The organism is Sphingopyxis sp. H053, assembly GCF_001468225.1.
Classification (GTDB): Bacteria; Pseudomonadota; Alphaproteobacteria; order Sphingomonadales; family Sphingomonadaceae; genus Sphingopyxis.
Window position 1 is genome coordinate 118,094 of record NZ_LNRU01000002.1, and the last position, 16,484, is coordinate 134,577.

The 16,484-nt window shown below is 65.2% G+C and carries 11 protein-coding genes; 5 read left to right on the top strand and 6 right to left on the bottom strand.

The genetic code is table 11. The features are described from left to right. Positions 1–142: 142 nt before the first annotated feature. Both ATE70_RS03830 and ATE70_RS03835 read left to right on the top strand, forming a co-directional pair. On the top strand, positions 143–1,024 hold the full coding sequence (locus tag ATE70_RS03830; protein WP_056370961.1) for a UDP-2,3-diacylglucosamine diphosphatase: 882 nt from the start codon (positions 143–145) through the stop codon (positions 1,022–1,024). Next, a complete protein-coding gene (locus ATE70_RS03835; protein ID WP_058536629.1) occupies positions 1,021–2,067 on the top strand; it encodes a glycosyltransferase family 4 protein in 1,047 nt (348 codons plus the stop codon). Before ATE70_RS03830 ends, ATE70_RS03835 begins: the two co-directional genes overlap by 4 nt. Here ATE70_RS03835 and ATE70_RS03840 read toward each other — a convergent pair. Further along, on the bottom strand, positions 2,064–4,520 hold the full coding sequence (locus ATE70_RS03840; protein ID WP_058536630.1) for a TonB-dependent receptor plug domain-containing protein: 2,457 nt from the start codon (positions 4,518–4,520) through the stop codon (positions 2,064–2,066). The genes ATE70_RS03835 and ATE70_RS03840 overlap by 4 nt on opposite strands. Positions 4,521–4,720: 200 nt before the next feature. Between ATE70_RS03840 and guaA the strand changes: the two genes are divergently transcribed. Beyond that, complete coding sequence (gene guaA / locus ATE70_RS03845) at positions 4,721–6,307, top strand: glutamine-hydrolyzing GMP synthase (RefSeq protein WP_058536631.1); 1,587 nt, start codon at positions 4,721–4,723, stop codon at positions 6,305–6,307. Positions 6,308–6,419: 112 nt separating this feature from the next. On the opposite strand, the gene ATE70_RS03850 is transcribed toward guaA, so the two are convergent. From ATE70_RS03850 to ATE70_RS03870, 5 genes are read right to left on the bottom strand one after another with little or no spacing between them, the layout of a single operon-like run. Next, entirely contained in the window at positions 6,420–7,598 is a 1,179-nt protein-coding gene (locus tag ATE70_RS03850; protein WP_058536632.1) for an acetyl-CoA C-acyltransferase, read from the bottom strand. A gap of 3 nt (positions 7,599–7,601) precedes the next feature. Continuing rightward, on the bottom strand, positions 7,602–8,831 hold the full coding sequence (locus ATE70_RS03855; RefSeq protein WP_058536633.1) for an acetyl-CoA acetyltransferase: 1,230 nt from the start codon (positions 8,829–8,831) through the stop codon (positions 7,602–7,604). 1 nt (position 8,832) lies between these two features. Then, complete coding sequence (locus tag ATE70_RS03860) at positions 8,833–10,524, bottom strand: class I adenylate-forming enzyme family protein (RefSeq protein WP_058536634.1); 1,692 nt, start codon at positions 10,522–10,524, stop codon at positions 8,833–8,835. Position 10,525: 1 nt separating this feature from the next. Next, positions 10,526–12,022 carry a carotenoid oxygenase family protein gene (locus ATE70_RS03865; protein ID WP_058536635.1) on the bottom strand — a complete coding sequence of 499 codons (1,497 nt, stop codon included), beginning with the start codon at positions 12,020–12,022 and terminating at the stop codon, positions 10,526–10,528. After that, a complete protein-coding gene (locus ATE70_RS03870; RefSeq protein ID WP_082639932.1) occupies positions 12,019–12,987 on the bottom strand; it encodes an NAD(P)H-dependent flavin oxidoreductase in 969 nt (322 codons plus the stop codon). Before ATE70_RS03870 ends, ATE70_RS03865 begins: the two co-directional genes overlap by 4 nt. Before the next feature lie 119 nt (positions 12,988–13,106). On the opposite strand from ATE70_RS03870, the gene ATE70_RS03875 reads away from it, so the two are divergent. After that, positions 13,107–15,407, top strand: a complete 2,301-nt coding sequence (locus tag ATE70_RS03875) for a TonB-dependent receptor (protein ID WP_058536636.1) — start codon at positions 13,107–13,109, stop codon at positions 15,405–15,407. Between the two features lie 105 nt (positions 15,408–15,512). Continuing rightward, entirely contained in the window at positions 15,513–16,466 is a 954-nt protein-coding gene (locus ATE70_RS03880; protein WP_058536637.1) for a winged helix-turn-helix transcriptional regulator, read from the top strand. Positions 16,467–16,484 lie beyond the last annotated feature (18 nt).

Here is a 16,484-nt window from a genome sequence, read left to right on the forward strand (position 1 = left end):
GGTTAACCCGATATGTGTCAAATAGGCAACGTCATCGAAGTGACGCCAAACCGTCGCCATATTGTCGCGACTTTGAGTCGCAGGGTGTAACAAAACTCCTGTCTAGGCCGTGGGCAGCCCGAGGCTGCTTACGGAGTGTGACATGGCCACGATTTCGACCCTGCCCATCCCCGCGCGTTTTCCCGACCCGTTCACCAGCGACCCGCATATTCCCGAACGCGTGATCGGCGAGCGGCGGAGTTATCGCACCGTGTGGGTCAGCGACATCCACCTCGGCACGCGCGGGTGCAACGCCGCGATGCTGATCGATTTCTTCGACCATGTCGATTGCGAGACGCTGTACCTCGTCGGCGACATCATCGACGGCTGGCGGCTCAAGAAACGCCATTTCTGGCCGCCCGAGCATAATGACGTCGTGTGGCGCGTGCTCAAGCGCGCCAAGCGCGGCACCCGCGTCGTCTATGTCCCCGGCAACCATGACGAAATGTGCAAGCCGTTCGACGGCTTCGATTTCGGCGGGGTCGAGATCCGCCGCGAGGCGATCCACGAAACCGCCGACGGGCGGAAACTGCTCGTCGTACATGGCGACGAGTTCGACGCGGTGATGCTCGCGCACCGCTGGCTCGCCTTCGTCGGCGACGCCGCCTACACCGCGCTGATGAAGTGCAATGTGGTCGTGAACCGCATCCGCAGCGCGTTCGGCCTGCCCTATTGGTCGCTGTCGATGGTCGCCAAGCACAAGGTCAAGAACGCCGTCCAGTTCATCGGCCGCTATGAGGAAGTCGTCGCGCACGCCGCGCGCTCGCGCGGGGTCGATGGCGTCGTGTGCGGGCATATCCACAGCGCCGAGATGCGCGAGATCGAGGGCACCGAATATTATAACGACGGCGACTGGGTCGAAGGCTGTACCGCGCTCGTCGAACATCACGACGGCACGATGGAAATCCTCCATTGGGCCGAAGAGGTCGCGAGCCGCACCGCGCCGACGCCGCTGAAACTGCCCGCCCCGGCGCGCGCTGCATGAGAATCCTGATCGTCACCGACGCGTGGGAGCCGCAAGTCAACGGCGTCGTCCGCACATTGCAGGCGACGGTCGGCGAACTGCGCGCCGCCGGGCATGAGGTCGGGGTCATTTCGCCCGACCTGTTCCGCTCCTTCCCCTGCCCCTCCTATCCCGAAATCCGGCTCGCCTTTGCCGGCTGGCGCAAGGTGGGGCGGCACATCCGCGCCTTTGGACCGCAGGCGATCCATATCTCGACTGAAGGCCCGCTGGGCCTCGCCGCGCGGCGCTGGTGCATCCGCAACAAATTCCCCTTCACCACCGCCTATCACACGCGCTTTCCCGAATATGTCGCGGCGCGGTTGCCGGTTTCGCCGGCGTTCGTGTGGCGCTTCATCCGCTGGTTCCACCGCCCGGCAAGGCACATCATGGTCGCCACGCGCAGTCTTGCCCGCGAGCTGTCCGAGCAGGGCCTCACGCAGACGATGATGTGGGAGCGCGGGGTCGACCACGAGCTGTTCCGCCCCGATCGCGCGCCGCACCCGGCCTATGCCGGGCTGGCGCGGCCGATCCAACTGTATGTCGGGCGCGTCGCGGTCGAGAAGAATATCGGCGCCTTCCTCACGACCGACCGGCCGGGCACGAAAGTCATCGTCGGCGAAGGCCCGGCGCTCGCCGAGTTGAAGGCGCAGCACGCCAAAGCCCTGTTCCTCGGCAAGCTCGGCGGCGAGGCACTGGCCTCGGCCTATTCGGGCGCCGACGTCTTCGTCTTTCCCAGCCGCACCGACACCTTCGGGCTCGTCATCATCGAGGCGATGAGCTGCGGAACGCCGGTCGCCGCCTATCCGGTGCCGGGCCCGGGCGACATCGTGACGGGCGGCGCGGGCGCGCTCGATGAAGACCTCGGCCGGGCGATCGACACGGCGCTCGCGTGCGACCGCGCCGACGCCGAAGCGCTCGGCGCGCGGTACAGCTGGGCGAGCTGCACCGCGCAGTTCGCAAAGGCGCTGACCTTTGTTCCATCGGAGCCGCGCGAAGCCATCGCCGGTGCGCGGGTCGCTGTCTAGAAAGTCTTGCGCCACTCCAGCTCGATATAGCGGCCCAAGGCGTCGATATAGCCCGGCTGGTAGTTGAGCGGCACGCGGCCGTTCGCGTCGGTGATCTTGCGCTGCGCATCGAAGATATTGTCGACCGCAAGACGCAGGCGCGATCCTTTCAGGAACGGCAGCTTCTCGGTGAGCTTCGGCTTCTGACCCAGATCCACGAAGAAGCGCAGGTTGAAGGTCGCGAGGTCGCCGAATTTCAGGTCGCCCGCGGTGCCGCCCGTCACCGTGCTGCCGCTGTCATATTTGGCGCTGAGCCGCACGCCCATGCCCTTGTTAAACAAACCGCCGTCGAGTTCGAACAGATGGCGGTTGCTGCCGCCGCCGCTGCCCGTCGCCGACCCGTTCAAAAGATCGAGTTCGGGCACGCCCGGGCGGATCAGCACTTTGTCGGTCAGCTTGATCGTGTGGTAAAGCGAGACCTGCCAGCGCCCGCCCTGCGGCCCGCCGAACATGCCGCCGGGACCGCCGCGGCCGCCGCGACCACCCATGCGCGGGCCGCCGCCGCCACGCCGACGCCCCTCACCGGCGCCCGGTCCGCCGCCTTCGCGCGTGCCCGCGCCTTCGGGACGTGCGCCACCGGGACCACCCGCGCCGCGGCCGCGCTGTTCCTGCTGGCCGAAACTCTTGCCGAAATTGAGGCCCCAGCGGATCTGCGAATTTTCGACCCGGTCGAAATTGACCGGCCGCTGGTCGAGCGCGAGCAAAACGCCGTTCGCGTCGCGCGTCACGCGATCGGGGAAGGCCGCTTCGATCTCGGGGGTCAGCAACGGAAAGCTGTTCGCGGTGTCATAGCTTTTGTTGCTGTTGTAATTGACCGAGACATTCAGCCCCTCGAGCATCGGCGGCGACCAGTTGAGCCCGAACTTCAAATCGCGGCGCTGTTCGGCGAGCAGGAACGGGTTGCCGCCCGTCGTCGTCGTGATCTGCACCGTCTGGCCGGTCGCAAAGTCGTAATAGGTGACCGCGGGCGTCACCAGCGGCGCGGCGCCGAGCTGCTGGATGCCGGGCGCCGCCTCGTCCTGATTAAAGCTTGCGATCAGCGAGAGATTGTCGGTCACGCCCCAGTTGACGTTCGCGCCCCAGCTCTTGAGCGCCTCGAAATCGCTCGGGTTCTGGACCTGTCCGCTCAAAGTCAGCGAGACGCGGCCGATATTGCCGACCTCATATTCAGGGTCGAGCAGCGGCACGGTCAGCGAGCCGAACACGCCCGGCAGGTCGCGCGCGAGATCGGTCGTCGTGATGCCATTGGCATTGTCCGACCGGCTGTCGAAGCGCAGCCCCGAATAGCTGCCCGTCATCGACAGGCGGATCGGGCCGGCCCAGCCGTCGGTCACCGTACCCGACAGATTGGCGTTGCCGCCGAACGTCTGCTGGCTGCTTTCGAACCGGTCGCGCGTTCCGCTGATGCGGTCGGTGAAGGTCAGCTGATCGGCATCGGCATAATTGCTCGACAGCGACCAGCGCCAGTCGCCGAGCATGCCGTTGACGCTGGCGGTGGTGGTGAGGTTGCGGCTGCGGCCGTCGCGTTCGAGCGGGTCGCCGACGCCGCCGACGCCGGGGCCGAGCAGCGACAGGGTATCGGTCTGGTCGAAACGCACGTTGATCGACGCGTCGGTCGTCTTGTTCAGGCTGCGCTGGATCGTCGCGTCGATCGAATATTCGTCCGAGGCACCGAGCAGGCTGCGCGCGGGTGCCTCGGCGGCCTGCGCCGGGTCGTCATAATCGAGATCCCGCTCACTTTCGAGCAGCATCGATTTATGTTCCCAGCCGGCGTTGACGTTGAGGCGTCCGTTTTCGCCGATCGCGAGGAAGCTCGGCTGGATCTCGCTCTGGAAACGGCCGCCCTGCGTCGGGATGCCGCCTTCGCCCTCGACCGCAATCTGGCGGAAATTGGGCTTGAGCACCATATTGACGACGCGCTCGTCGGCCGAATAGCCATATTGCAGCGCAACTTCCTCGGGGAACACCTCGACCTTCGCGATCGCTTCGGGGGGCAGGTTGCGCACTTCGCCGAAACCGCCGATGCGGCGGCCGTTGACGAGGATGATCGGCCGCCCGCCGCCGCGCCCGCGGCCCGAGCGCGTCTGCGGCGCGAGCGCGTCGAGCAGTTCGGAGACGTTCGACACACCATAGCTCGCGATCGCCGCCTCATCGAGTTCGGCCTCGGCCTTGATGTCGGTGTCGAGCTGGCCCGCGAGGCGCGGCGCGGTGACGACGATCTCGTCCTCGCTGTAGTCGTCATAGGCATCCTCGACCGTTTCGGGCGCGGCGGGCGCGGCCTCGGCCGGCTGTTCGGCAACCGCGGTGGCGGCCGGCGGGCCGATCGGCGCCTGGGCCACCGCGGGCAGCGCGAACGAGGCGCCTGCGGCGAGCAGGGCGGCGCGTGCGGAAATGGTCAGGCGGATGTTATTCATTGGGGGAGAGCCTTTGTTTCTTTTCTGTCTTCGTTTTTTTCTTCGCACGAGAGCGCTTAACCCTCGATGACGCCGCGCTTTGTTCGCGGTTCATTTATGTCGCGCAATTGTCGCAACAATGTGTCGATGCCCATGCCTGTTCGATAGGCCGTCCATATCGACCGCTGGACAGCATGGGCCTTCGCCCTTATCGGCCACCCATGCCGACTCCAGACTCCTCCGCACCGCCCGAATCCATCCTGATCGTCGATTTCGGCAGTCAGGTGACCCAGCTCATCGCCCGCCGCGTCCGCGAAGCCGGCGTGTATAGCGAGATCGTCCCGTTCAGCGCCGCCGAGGCCGCGCTCGAACGGATGAAGCCGAAGGGCGTGATCCTCTCAGGCTCGCCCGCCTCGGTCCCCGCGAAGGGCAGCCCGCGCGCGCCGCAATTGATCTTCGACAGCGGCCTGCCGATCCTCGGCATTTGTTACGGCCAGCAGGTGATGAGCCAGCAGCTCGGCGGACAGGTCGAACCCGGCGGCGCCGACGGCGAACGCGACGGCGAATTCGGCCGCGCCTTCCTGACCGTTACCGAACCCTGCGTGCTGTTCGACGGCCTGTGGGAGGTCGGCGAGCGCCATCAGGTGTGGATGAGCCACGGCGACCGCGTGACCAAATTCGCGCCCGGCTTCCGCATCGTCGCGATCAGCGACGGCGCCCCCTTCGCGCTGATCGCCGACGACGAGCGCCGCTATTACGGCACGCAGTTCCACCCCGAAGTCGTCCACACCCCCGACGGCGCCAAACTGATCGCCAATTTCGTCCGCCACGTCTGCGGCTGCAGCGGCGAATGGACGATGGCCGAATTCCGCGCCACGAAAATTGCCGAAATCCGCGCGCAGGTCGGCGATCAGCGCGTGCTGTGCGGCCTGTCGGGCGGCGTCGACAGCGCGGTCGCCGCGGTGCTGATCCACGAAGCGATCGGCGAGCAGCTGACTTGCGTCTTCGTCGACCACGGCTTGCTCCGCATGAACGAGCGCGAACAGGTTGAGCGCCTGTTCCGTGACCATTACAACATCCCCCTCGTCGTCGTCGACGCCGAGGAACGCTTCATGAGCGGCCTTGCGGGCGTCACCGATCCCGAGAAGAAGCGCAAGTTCATCGGCGGCGAGTTCATCAACGTGTTCGAGGAAGAGGCGAAGAAGATCGGCGGCGCCGACTTCCTCGCGCAGGGCACGCTCTATCCCGACGTCATCGAAAGCGTCTCGTTCACCGGCGGTCCGAGCGTGACGATCAAGAGCCACCACAATGTCGGCGGCCTTCCCGACCGCATGAACATGAAGCTCGTCGAACCCTTGCGCGAACTGTTCAAGGACGAGGTCCGCCTGCTCGGCAAGGAGCTTGGCCTCCCCGACATTTTCGTCGGCCGCCACCCCTTCCCCGGCCCCGGCCTCGCGATCCGCATCCCTGGCGAAGTATCGAAGGAACGCTGCGACATATTGCGCAAGGCCGACGCGGTCTATCTCGAGGAAATCCGCAACGCGGGGCTCTATGATGCGATCTGGCAGGCGTTCGCGGTGCTGCTGCCCGTCAAGACCGTCGGCGTGATGGGCGACGGCCGCACCTACGATCATGTCTGCGCGCTGCGCGCCGTAACCTCGACCGACGGCATGACGGCCGACATCTATCCATTCGACGCAAGCTTCCTCAGTCGCTGCGCGACGCGCATCATCAACGAGGTACAGGGCATCAACCGCGTGGTGTATGACTATACGTCGAAACCGCCGGGCACGATCGAGTGGGAGTGACGGTATCAATCGATATCAATCGACTACAATCGGCAGAAGCACTTCGATTAGGATTTTTTTGCCATAGTTTCCTTCGCGGAGGCCATTGATATGCCCTGCACTTCCGACAGCCTCACTGACGCAATTGGGCGCCACCGAGCCGTTGCACGATCATGGCGGCCCCCACGCCCATAGCCCCAGTCAAGACGACCATTCCATAACGCCCGTTGCAGGCATCAAGGGCGTCGAGCAGCGTCGACGTCAGAATCGCGCCGCTGGCGCCCATCGGATGACCCTTCGCCAAGTGCCCGCCGCCGACATTGACGCACGACGGATCGGCGTCGCGGTCGCGGAGGAATTTGGCGATGGTGACGGCAAAGGCCTCCATGAATTCGATCCGGTCGAGATCCGCGAGACCAAGGCCGGCGCGCGCGAGCACCTTGTCCATCGCGGCGAAGCCAGCGGTCAGCGAGGCGGCCGGATCGCCGCCGCTTTCGGCAAAGGCGATCGCGCGCGCGCGCGGGGCGGGGCCGAGCCCTTCGGCGCCAACGAGCGCGAGGCCCGCGCCGTCGCAGATCGGCGGGGCGTGGGCGATGCTGTGGAGCGGCTCGAAGGTCGCGCCGTCGAGCGCGCCGGCATATTGCGGCTGCAAGTCGCCGAAGGCAGGCGGCGCGGCGGCGAGCGATTCGGCCGTCGTCTGCGGCCGGATGCATTCCTCGCCGGTCAGCGCGCCGGTCGCGATGCGCGAATGCTGCAAGCGCGGGTCGGCATCCGCTGCCGCGGCCTTTTGCTGCGAGGCGAGAGCAACCGCGTCGAGCTCGGCGCGGGTGATGCCTTCGGCGTTCGCGAGCCGGTCGGCGGCGAGCACCGGCGGGACAAAGCGCGCGCGGGCCGGCAGGCTATCGTCGTCATAATAGGCCGCGCGGTCGCCCAGAAACGGGCTCCGGCTCATCAATTCGATCCCGCCCGCGAGGATGCACGTGGCTTCGCCGCTCGCGACCTTTGCGACCGCTTGACCGATCGCCGACAGCCCCGATGCGCAATAATTGTTGATGCTGTGCGCCGCCGTCGTGTCGGGCAGGCCCGCATGGAGCTTTGACACCAGCGCGATATGCCCGCCCTGCGCGCCGCTTTGCGTGACGCAGCCGAGGAGCAGCGCATCGGGATTGGCCGCGACATTGCCGCAGCGCGCCGCGAGCGCCGCCGCCTGCTGGCGCACGAGTTCCTGCGGGGTCAGCGCGGCGAGACCGCCATCGGGCCGCGCCTTGCCGCGCGGTGTCCGCACCGCGTCATAGAGATAGACGTTGGTCAAGAATCAGACGCCGACGACGAAGCTGACCGCGGTCGTTGCGCTGCCGCCGACGTTGAAGGTCGCGAAATTGCGCGCACCCTCGACCTGATAATCGCCGGCGTTGCCGGTGACCTGGCGCCAGCTGTCGAGCAGCATCCGAACCCCCGTTGCACCGACCGGATGGCCAAGGCCAATCAGCCCGCCCGACGGATTGACCGGCAGCTTCCCGCCGAGCCCAATCGTCCCATCCTCGACCGCGCGCCAGCTTTCGCCCGGCGGCGTGATGCCGAAATGGTCGATCGCCATATATTCGGTGATCGAGAAACAGTCGTGCACCTCGACCCCGTCGCACGCATAGACGTCGGGCATTTCGGCGCGGCGCAGCGCATCCATCATCGCCTTGCGCACGCTCGGGAAGACATAGGGCGCACCGCGGCTTCCCGCGACCTTGGTCGAGTAAAGCAAAGGCGCGGTCGAATGGCCCCAGCCCTTGATGCGCGGGATCGCGTCGACAGAAATGCCCCGCCGCTTCGCATAGGCTTCGGCAACCGCGCGCGAGGCGAGGAAGATCGCCGCGGCGCCGTCGGTGACCTGGCCGCAGTCGGATTTGCGCAGGCTTCCCTCGATTAGCGGATTGACCTCGTCATTCTCGCCGAGATGATCGTCAGTGACCGCCCAGCCGCGCGTCTGCGAGTTCGGGTTCTTCTTCGCATTGGCGAAATTATTCGCCGAAATGCCACGCAGATGGGCGTGGTCGAGCCCGAAGCGTTCGTCATATTCCTCGGCGACGCGCGCGAACATATACGGCCAGACGTAGCGCGCCTCCTGCGCTTCACGCCCTGCCCAGGCCGCGGCACCAAGATATTCGGCGGCGCGCTGGCCGGGGACGTTGCGCATCAGCTCGATGCCGAGCACGAGCGCGAGGCCGTAGCGCTCGGCCTCGATCTCCGCCGCGGCGGCGAGGATCGCGATGCTGCCCGACGCGCAGGCGGCCTCATGCCGCGACGCCGGAACGCCCGCCAGATCGGGATGGACATGGCCGAAGAAGCCGCCGAGCTGGCCTTGCCCCGCGAACAGCTCGCCGACGAAATTGCCGACATGCGCGGTTTCGACCTCTTTCGGCTCGATGCCCGTCGCGACGAAGGCGGCCTCGGCGACCTCGCGGAACAGCTCGAACAATCCGCCGCCTTCGCGTTCGAGGTTGCGCGCAAAGTCGGTCTGGGCGCCGCCCAGGATGAAGACGTCCTTGGCCATGTCAGGCCTCCTTTTCGAGAGTGGCGAGCGCCATTTCGCGCACGTCGCTACGCATCACCTTGTTGGTGACGTTGCGCGGCAGCGCGTCGAAGCGGAACAGTCGCTCGGGCAGCTTGAAGACCGCGAGATCCTTTTCGCGGAGATAGTCGGCGACCTCGCCGATCCCGACATCGCCCGGCCCACGCGGAACATAGGCGAGGCCGATGCGCTCGCCCATCACCGGGTCGGGGAGCGAGAAGGTGCAGGCTTCGGCGAGCAAAGGATGGCCGCCGAGCAACTGGTCGATTTCCTCGGGCGAGATGTTGACCCCGCCACGGATGATGAGATCCTTGCAGCGCCCGACGAAGCGATAGAAATCGCCGCCTTCGGCAATCTCGAACAGGTCGCCGGTGCGGAACCAGCCGTCGCCGGTGAAAGCTTCGGCGGTGCGTTCGGGGGCGTTGTGATAGCCCTCGAACAAGGTCGGGCCGCGGATCTGGAGTTCGCCAGATACGCCATCTTCCTCGATCGGATCGCCCCCATTTGGCGGCACCAGCCGGCTCTCGATATTATACGCCCGCCCCTCGCCATAGGGCGGGGCGTATCGGCCGCGGCGCGGGAACAGGCTCGCGCGCTTGTCGGGATCGGGCATGTCGCCCTCGCCGGTGATGAAGCTCATCCCCTCGTTCGACCCGAAGACGTTGACGATGATGATCCCGAGCTTTTCCTGAAAGCCGCGCACCATCGCGGGCGCGAGCGGCGCCGAGCCCGAGGCGATGACGCGCAGGCTCGACAAGTCGACCGACGCAAGCAAGGCCTCATTCTGCAGCAGCATGTTGAGCACCGCGGGCGGCGCGATCGTCAGGCTCGGCCGCTCGGTCGCGATCTGCTTGAGGTAGACGCCGGGGTCGAAGGGATGATGGAGCACCATCGTCCCCGCGCTCGTCAGCCAGCACATGGTGATGCCGCCGATGCTCGCCATATTGATCAGCGGGAAGGGGTTGAGCAGCACGTCGCCCGGCCCGACCCTCATCGCCTCATAGCCCGCCCCCGCGACCGCGATCCAGTGATTGTGACTGCGCGGCACGCCCTTCGGGATGCCGGTGGTGCCCGACGTCCAGCAGATGGTGAAGATGTCGTCGGCGTCGACCGGGTTCGCCGCGACATGCGCCGCGAGGCTCGCTTCGTCTCCCCTGGCGACCGAGAGGTCGAGGGCATCCACCGGCGGGTTCGGGCCGAAAGTCATCAGCCGGATGCCGTCGAGTAGCGGTGCCGCGACGCCGACATGGTCGCAGCCCTTGACCTGCGTCGCACAGACGAACGCCTTGGGTTCGACGACGCCGATCATGGCTTTCAGCTCGTGGCTGCGATACTGCACCGCCGCCGGGCTGACGATCGCGCCGATCTGTGCGGCGGCGAAATAGAGCGCAACGAACTCGCTGATGTTGGGCAATTGGACGAGCAGCACGTCATCCTTGCCGATCCCTGCGACGACCAGAGCGCCAGCCAGCCGGTCAATTTCGGCCTCGAGTTCAGCATAGGTCAGACGTTGCGGTTCGCCGAAGGCAAAGTCGCCGCGATTGGGTGCATCGACCAGCGCCAGCCGATCGGGATGCGCCACCGCGTTGGCGAAAAACAGGTCGGCGAAACTCTTGTCGCCCCACCAGCCGCTTTCGCGATGCTGTCGCCGTTTATCCTCTCCCGCGGCGATCATGTCAGGCGGCCAGCACGCTGTTGTCGCCCATGCCGATATCGTCGCCGGACGCCCAGACGGTGTGCGTTCCCGAACAGATGCGCTCGGGCAGGATGATCCGGCACACCGGCCCCGCCGCGACATTCTTGGCGTCGATCAGCACGCATTCGGATGTGTCGGTCTCAAGGTCGGCGATGAAGGAGACGAGATAGCCGTCGTCCTCGTCCTTCGCATCGATCCGCGGCGCGAAGGGGGCCTCGCTGCCGAAGCGGCCGGGGCCGAATTCATAGGATTCGCTCGTGCGGGCGTTGAGGTCGTGCTTCACCAGCCCGCGGAACAGGAACCAGCCCGGCTCGGGGATCGCGCTATAGGCGTAGCGATAGGGCTTGCCCGCATAGCGGTGGTTGAACATCCCGAATTCGAGGTCGCGGTCGTCGAGCCGCTCCTCGACTGTCTCGCCGGTCTTCAAATTGAAGCGCCAGCGGTGGAGGCGCGGCTTGAGCAGCCCCTGGTCGAGATACGCCATCATCCGCTCGAGCCCCTCGGGCGCGTTCGGATAGGATTTGGGCATCGGCTCTTCTTGATAATAGCCGTCGAGGATGATCTCGTCCCCTTCCTCCCATGCGTTGAGCCAGTGGAGGGTGTAGGTCGGCTCGGCCGTAAACCAGCGAATATCCTCGGGCTGCCCGTGCCGCGGGATGATCGCAAAGCGCGTCTTTTCGTCGGGGTGGAACTGGACGACGTGCAGATTCCGCTCGAGCAGTTCCTCGTTCCAGTAGAGCGGCATGTCGTTGAGGATCGTGTAATTCTTGGTGAACGCCATGTCGTGCGGCAGGCGCGGCCCGGCGAGCGGGATCGGGATATAATGTTTGAGCCTGTTGTCCGCGCCGACGACGCCATAATGCATGAAGGGCGCGTGCTTCGAATAGTTGAAGAACATCAGCTCCCCGGTCGCGAGGTCGACCTTGCAATGCGCCGAAATGCCGTCGAGCGGCACCCAGCTTTCGGTGCCGAACTGTTCGAGCGTGAAGGGGTCGAGCCGATAGGCTTCGCCGCACTGGTAGAAGGTCGAGATGATCCGGCCCGCGTGGATCGCGACGTCGGTCGACGATGAATCCTTGAGCCACTCCTGCGCGCCCCAGCCGTGGCGCGTCGATTTGTGCGGCGGCTCCATCAGCCCCGCCCACAGCGAGCGGCCGGCTTCCTTCTCCGCCTCGAACCCCTTGGTGCGCACGAAGCGGCTGCGATAGCTTGCGCGCCCGTCCTTGAACGAGATCGAATGGATGAAGCCGTCGCCGTCGAAGGGGTGATAGCGGCCGATCGGCTCGTGAATCTGGTTTTCGCCGGTGCGCACGTAAACGCCGTCGATGTCGGTCGGGATATTGCCGATCACCTCGGCATCGCCATTGGCGAAGATCGCGTTCCATTCATTATAGGTCGGCCGCCACGCGCCCTTCATATAAGGGTGGTCGTTCGGCTGGATCGTCGATGCGATCGTCTCGACAAGCTGGGCGGTCATGCGATGACTCCTTCGGCGGGGGCAAATCGCGGCCTTGCGGCGGCGGCATCATATTCGGAAACGAGGCGATCGACGATAGTCGCGACGGGTTCGACACCGCGCACCGCGCCGACACCTTGCCCGGCGGACCAGACATTCTTCCACGCCTTGGCATCGTCCTGCGCGTCGGAGAAGTTGGGACGCTTGTCCTCGGGCATGTTCGCGGGGTCATAACCCGCGGCGATCAGGCTCGATTTCAGCCAGTTGGCGGTCACACCGGTGATACCCTTTGAAGGAATAATGTCCTCGGCGCCGGCGGCGACGACCATATCCTTATACCCCGGCACCGCCATGCTCTCGGCACAGGCGATCAGCGAGGTGCCGAGATAGGCGAAATCGGCGCCCAATATTTCGGCGGCACGGACCGCATGCCCCGTCGAGATCGCTCCGCCAAGCACGAGCGGTCCGTCCCAGAATTGCCGAACCTCCTCGACGAAGGCGAAGCCGGCGGTCGCGCCGGTGTGCCCGCCCGCGCCCGCGGCGACGAGCACCAGCCCGTCGACACCCGCGGCCGCCGCCTTGCGCGCAAAGCCCACCGAATTGACGTCAGCGAAGACGAGCCCGCCATAGGAATGGATTTCCTCGACCACCCGCGCCGGGCTGCCCAGCGCGGTGATGACGAGCGGCACCTTGTGCCGCACGACGCAGGCGATATCGTCGGGCAACCGGCTGTTCGACGGATGGACGACCAGGTTCACCGCCCACGCCGCCGCCTCGGGATCGTTCGACAGCGCCGCATCGATCCGGCTCACCCAATCCTCAAGGTCGGCGGAAGTGCGCGCATTGGGCGCGGGGAAACTGCCGATCACGCCCGCGCGCGAGGCCGCGATCACCATCTCGGGGCTCGACACGAGGAACATCGGCGCCGCGATCGCGGGCAGGCGCAAATTGCGCGTTAGCGCTGGTGGAAGGCCGTGTCCCGGCAAGGTCAATCCTCTCTCAAATTATCTGACTTGCATAGTGATACTTAAAGCCCTTATGAGTCGCAAGGCAAGAAAAACATCGCGGCGGTGGTCGCCAAGACGATGGTGCGTGGGAGGACCCTATGAAGAGCTATTTTGTCGCGCTGCTTACCGCATCGGCACTCGCCAGCCCTGGCATCGCTTTCGCTCAGGACGCAGCGCCTGCCTCCGAATCCACCGAGGATCAGGGCGGGCTCGAGGAAATCATCGTTACCGCGCAAAAGCGCGCCGAAGGCCTGTCCGACGTGCCGATCTCGATCTCGGCGGTCAGCGGAAAGCAGGTCGAAAGCTATGGCCAGACCAACCTCGAACAGATTTCGTCATCGGTCCCGAATCTGAAGATCACCCAGACCGCGATCGCCAACCGCATCGCGATTCGCGGCATCGCCTCGGGCGACAACAAGGGCTTCGAACAGTCGGTCGCGATGTTCGTCGACGGCGTCTATTACGGCCGCGACCAGCTCTCGCGCCTGCCGCTGATCGACATGGAGCGCGTCGAGGTGCTGCGCGGGCCGCAGCCGACCCTGTTCGGCAAGAATGCGATCGCCGGCGCGGTGAACATCACGACGCGCAGCCCGACCGACGAATTCGAAGGCTCGGTGACCGGCCTCTATGAATTCAACCACAAGGAATTCCAGCTCAACGGCGTACTCTCCGGTCCGCTGAGCGACGGCGTCGAGGCGCGCGTCGTCGGTTATTATCGGACCATGGACGGCTATTTCTATAACCAGAAGCTGGACCGCGACGAGCCGAGCGTTGACGAGAAATATGTCCGCGGCAAGATCGAGTTCGACAAGGGCGGGCCGTTCGCCGCCGAACTCAAGCTCGAATATGCCGACTTCGAGGCGAAGGGACAGCCGCGCGACGTGTTCGGCGCGGTCGGCAACTACAATACCGTCTTCCAGGGGCCGTTTTTTGTCAGCACGAACCCCGATTATGTCCGCGAGGACAATGGCTATGAAAGCCGCAACAAGGTGTTCGGCGCGACACTGAACGCCGACCTCGAAATCGGCGAACATACGCTGACCTCGATCAGTTCGCTGCTCGACTACAAGACGCGCGAGATCGTCGACGTCGATTTTTCGGGGATCAGCTTCCTCGACGGCACGAACCTGCGCGAGGATTATCGCCAATATTCGCAGGAACTCCGCCTGGCCTCCCCCGGCGGCGAGACGTTCAACTATATCGGCGGCGTCTATTACCAGCATGCGAAGCTCGACGTGCAGGACTTCACGCGGTTCAACCCGACCTTCCTCGCGCTCGGCGCGCCGTTCAGCGCGCTCGGCGACACGCGCAACGACCGCGACTATGCGCAGAAATCGGACCTGATCTCTGCCTTTGCGCAGGGCGAACTATCGGTGACCGACCAGCTTCGCATCACCGCCGGCGCACGCTTCAACCATGAGAAGAAGAGCGGCCGCCGCACGCTCGCCATCGTCAAGGGGCCGCTCAGCACCGCGCCGTTGCCGGTCGTCACCGCGGTGTTCCGCGCGCTCAATATCGAGGCGCACAGCGTCTCGGGCAAATTGAGCGAGGACAGCTTCAACCCGATGGTCAACGTCCAGTATGACGCCACCGATGATTTGATGCTCTATGCGTCCTTTGCCCGCGGCACGAAAGCGGGCGGCTTCGACATTCGTTCGAACTCGCTGCCGACTTCGACGACGGTGGCGAAACCTGGTGCCTTCATGTTCGAGGATGAGAGCGCCGACAATTTCGAGGCGGGGCTGAAATACAAGGGGCGCAATATCGCCTTCAACCTGTCGCTCTATCGCACCAAATACAAGGATCTGCAGGTCAACATCTTCGACGGCACGCTCAATTTCAACGTCCGCAACGCCGCCGCCGCGACGACACAGGGGGTCGAGGCCGATTTTCGCGCCGCGATCGCCGACGGGCTGACGATCAGCGGCGCGGTCGCCTACCTCGACTTCAAATTCACCAACTTCACCGACGGTCAGTGCTTCTATTTGCAGGCGCCGGGGCCGAACGGCTTCTGCGACTATTCGGGCAAGCGCAACGCGCTCAGCCCCAAATGGTCGGGCAATTTGAACGTCGACTATACGACGCCGGTGACGAGCGACATCAAGGTCGCATTCAACGTCAACGCCGACTTCTCCTCCTCCTATATTGCCGCGGCGAACCTCGATCCGCGCACCCATCAGGATGGGTATGTGAAGCTCGGTGCACGGCTCGCGCTGGCGCAGGTCGACGATCGCTGGGAAGTGGCGCTGATCGGGCGCAACCTTACCAACCAGCGCATCCTGCAGACCGGAAGCGCGATGCCGCTGGCGACGACGATCACGCGCGGCGCTGGCAACGCCTATAATGGCATCGTCGACCGGCCGCGCACGATCGCGGTGCAGCTGACCGGGCGCTTCTGATGGCGGGCGGGAGGGCGGAGGCTCCGCCCTCCCCCTCCCGGCGCACGCCTTGTCGATGCACCCGTCCTGGTTTAGGGGCATGGCGACGCAAGGGATGGCTTTGGCTTGAAACACGACCGCACGATCAGGGCCTGTTCGATCTGGCGCGCGCTGGAGGTGGTCGGCGACGTTCCCGTCCTGCTTATCATGGAACAGGCGTTTCTGGGTGTGCATGGCTTTGACGAATTCGTCGCGCGCACGGGGCTTGCCCGCTCGGTCGTCAACGGCCGCCTCAAAAAGCTGGTCGAGGAAGATTGCCTGGCCAAGCAGCCCAAAAAGGGCGGACGCGGTTACCATTATATGCTCACGCCAAAGGGGCGCGACCAGTTTCCCAACGCACTGATGATGCTGCGTTGGCAGCATAAATGGGAAGCGGCGAGCCGCGATTTACAGGTTCGGCTCTATCATGCCACCTGTGGCAGTGCGACCGAACCGGTCCCGGTCTGTCATTGCTGCCGCGCCGAAATCGACCCGCGCGACGTCGCATGGCGCGAGGGGCCGGGCCTGGTCCAGGTCACCCCCGCCTATGAACGCCGCCGCTTTTGCGGCGATGTCGGCAGTCGCCGACCGGGCGGCCGGCCCCTGGTCGACACGATGATCGAATTGTTCGGCGACCGCTGGGCGACCTTGGTCGTCCGCGCGATGTTCACCCGCATCAATCGCTTCGACGAGATTCAGCGCGATACGCTGATGGCCACAAACATCCTGACCGGCCGCCTGGACCGCCTCGTCAAGCAGGGCATCTTGTACGCCGCGCCCTATTCGGCGCACGCGGATCGCTTTGACTACCGTCTCACCGAAAAGGGCCGCGACCTCTACCCCGTGATCCTCGCGCTCCTGCAATGGGGCGACCACTGGTTTTCCGACGAGCGCGGGCCGCCGGTCCTTTTGACCCACACCCCGTGCGGCAATGATCTCAAGATGGTCGTTGCGTGCAGCCATTGCGGCGACGAGCTTGCCCTGGGCAACAGCTCATTCGAAATTCAGGCGACCGGGCATCGCGCAAGCGGAGAATGTTAGGCCAAGGATAGAGCCTCA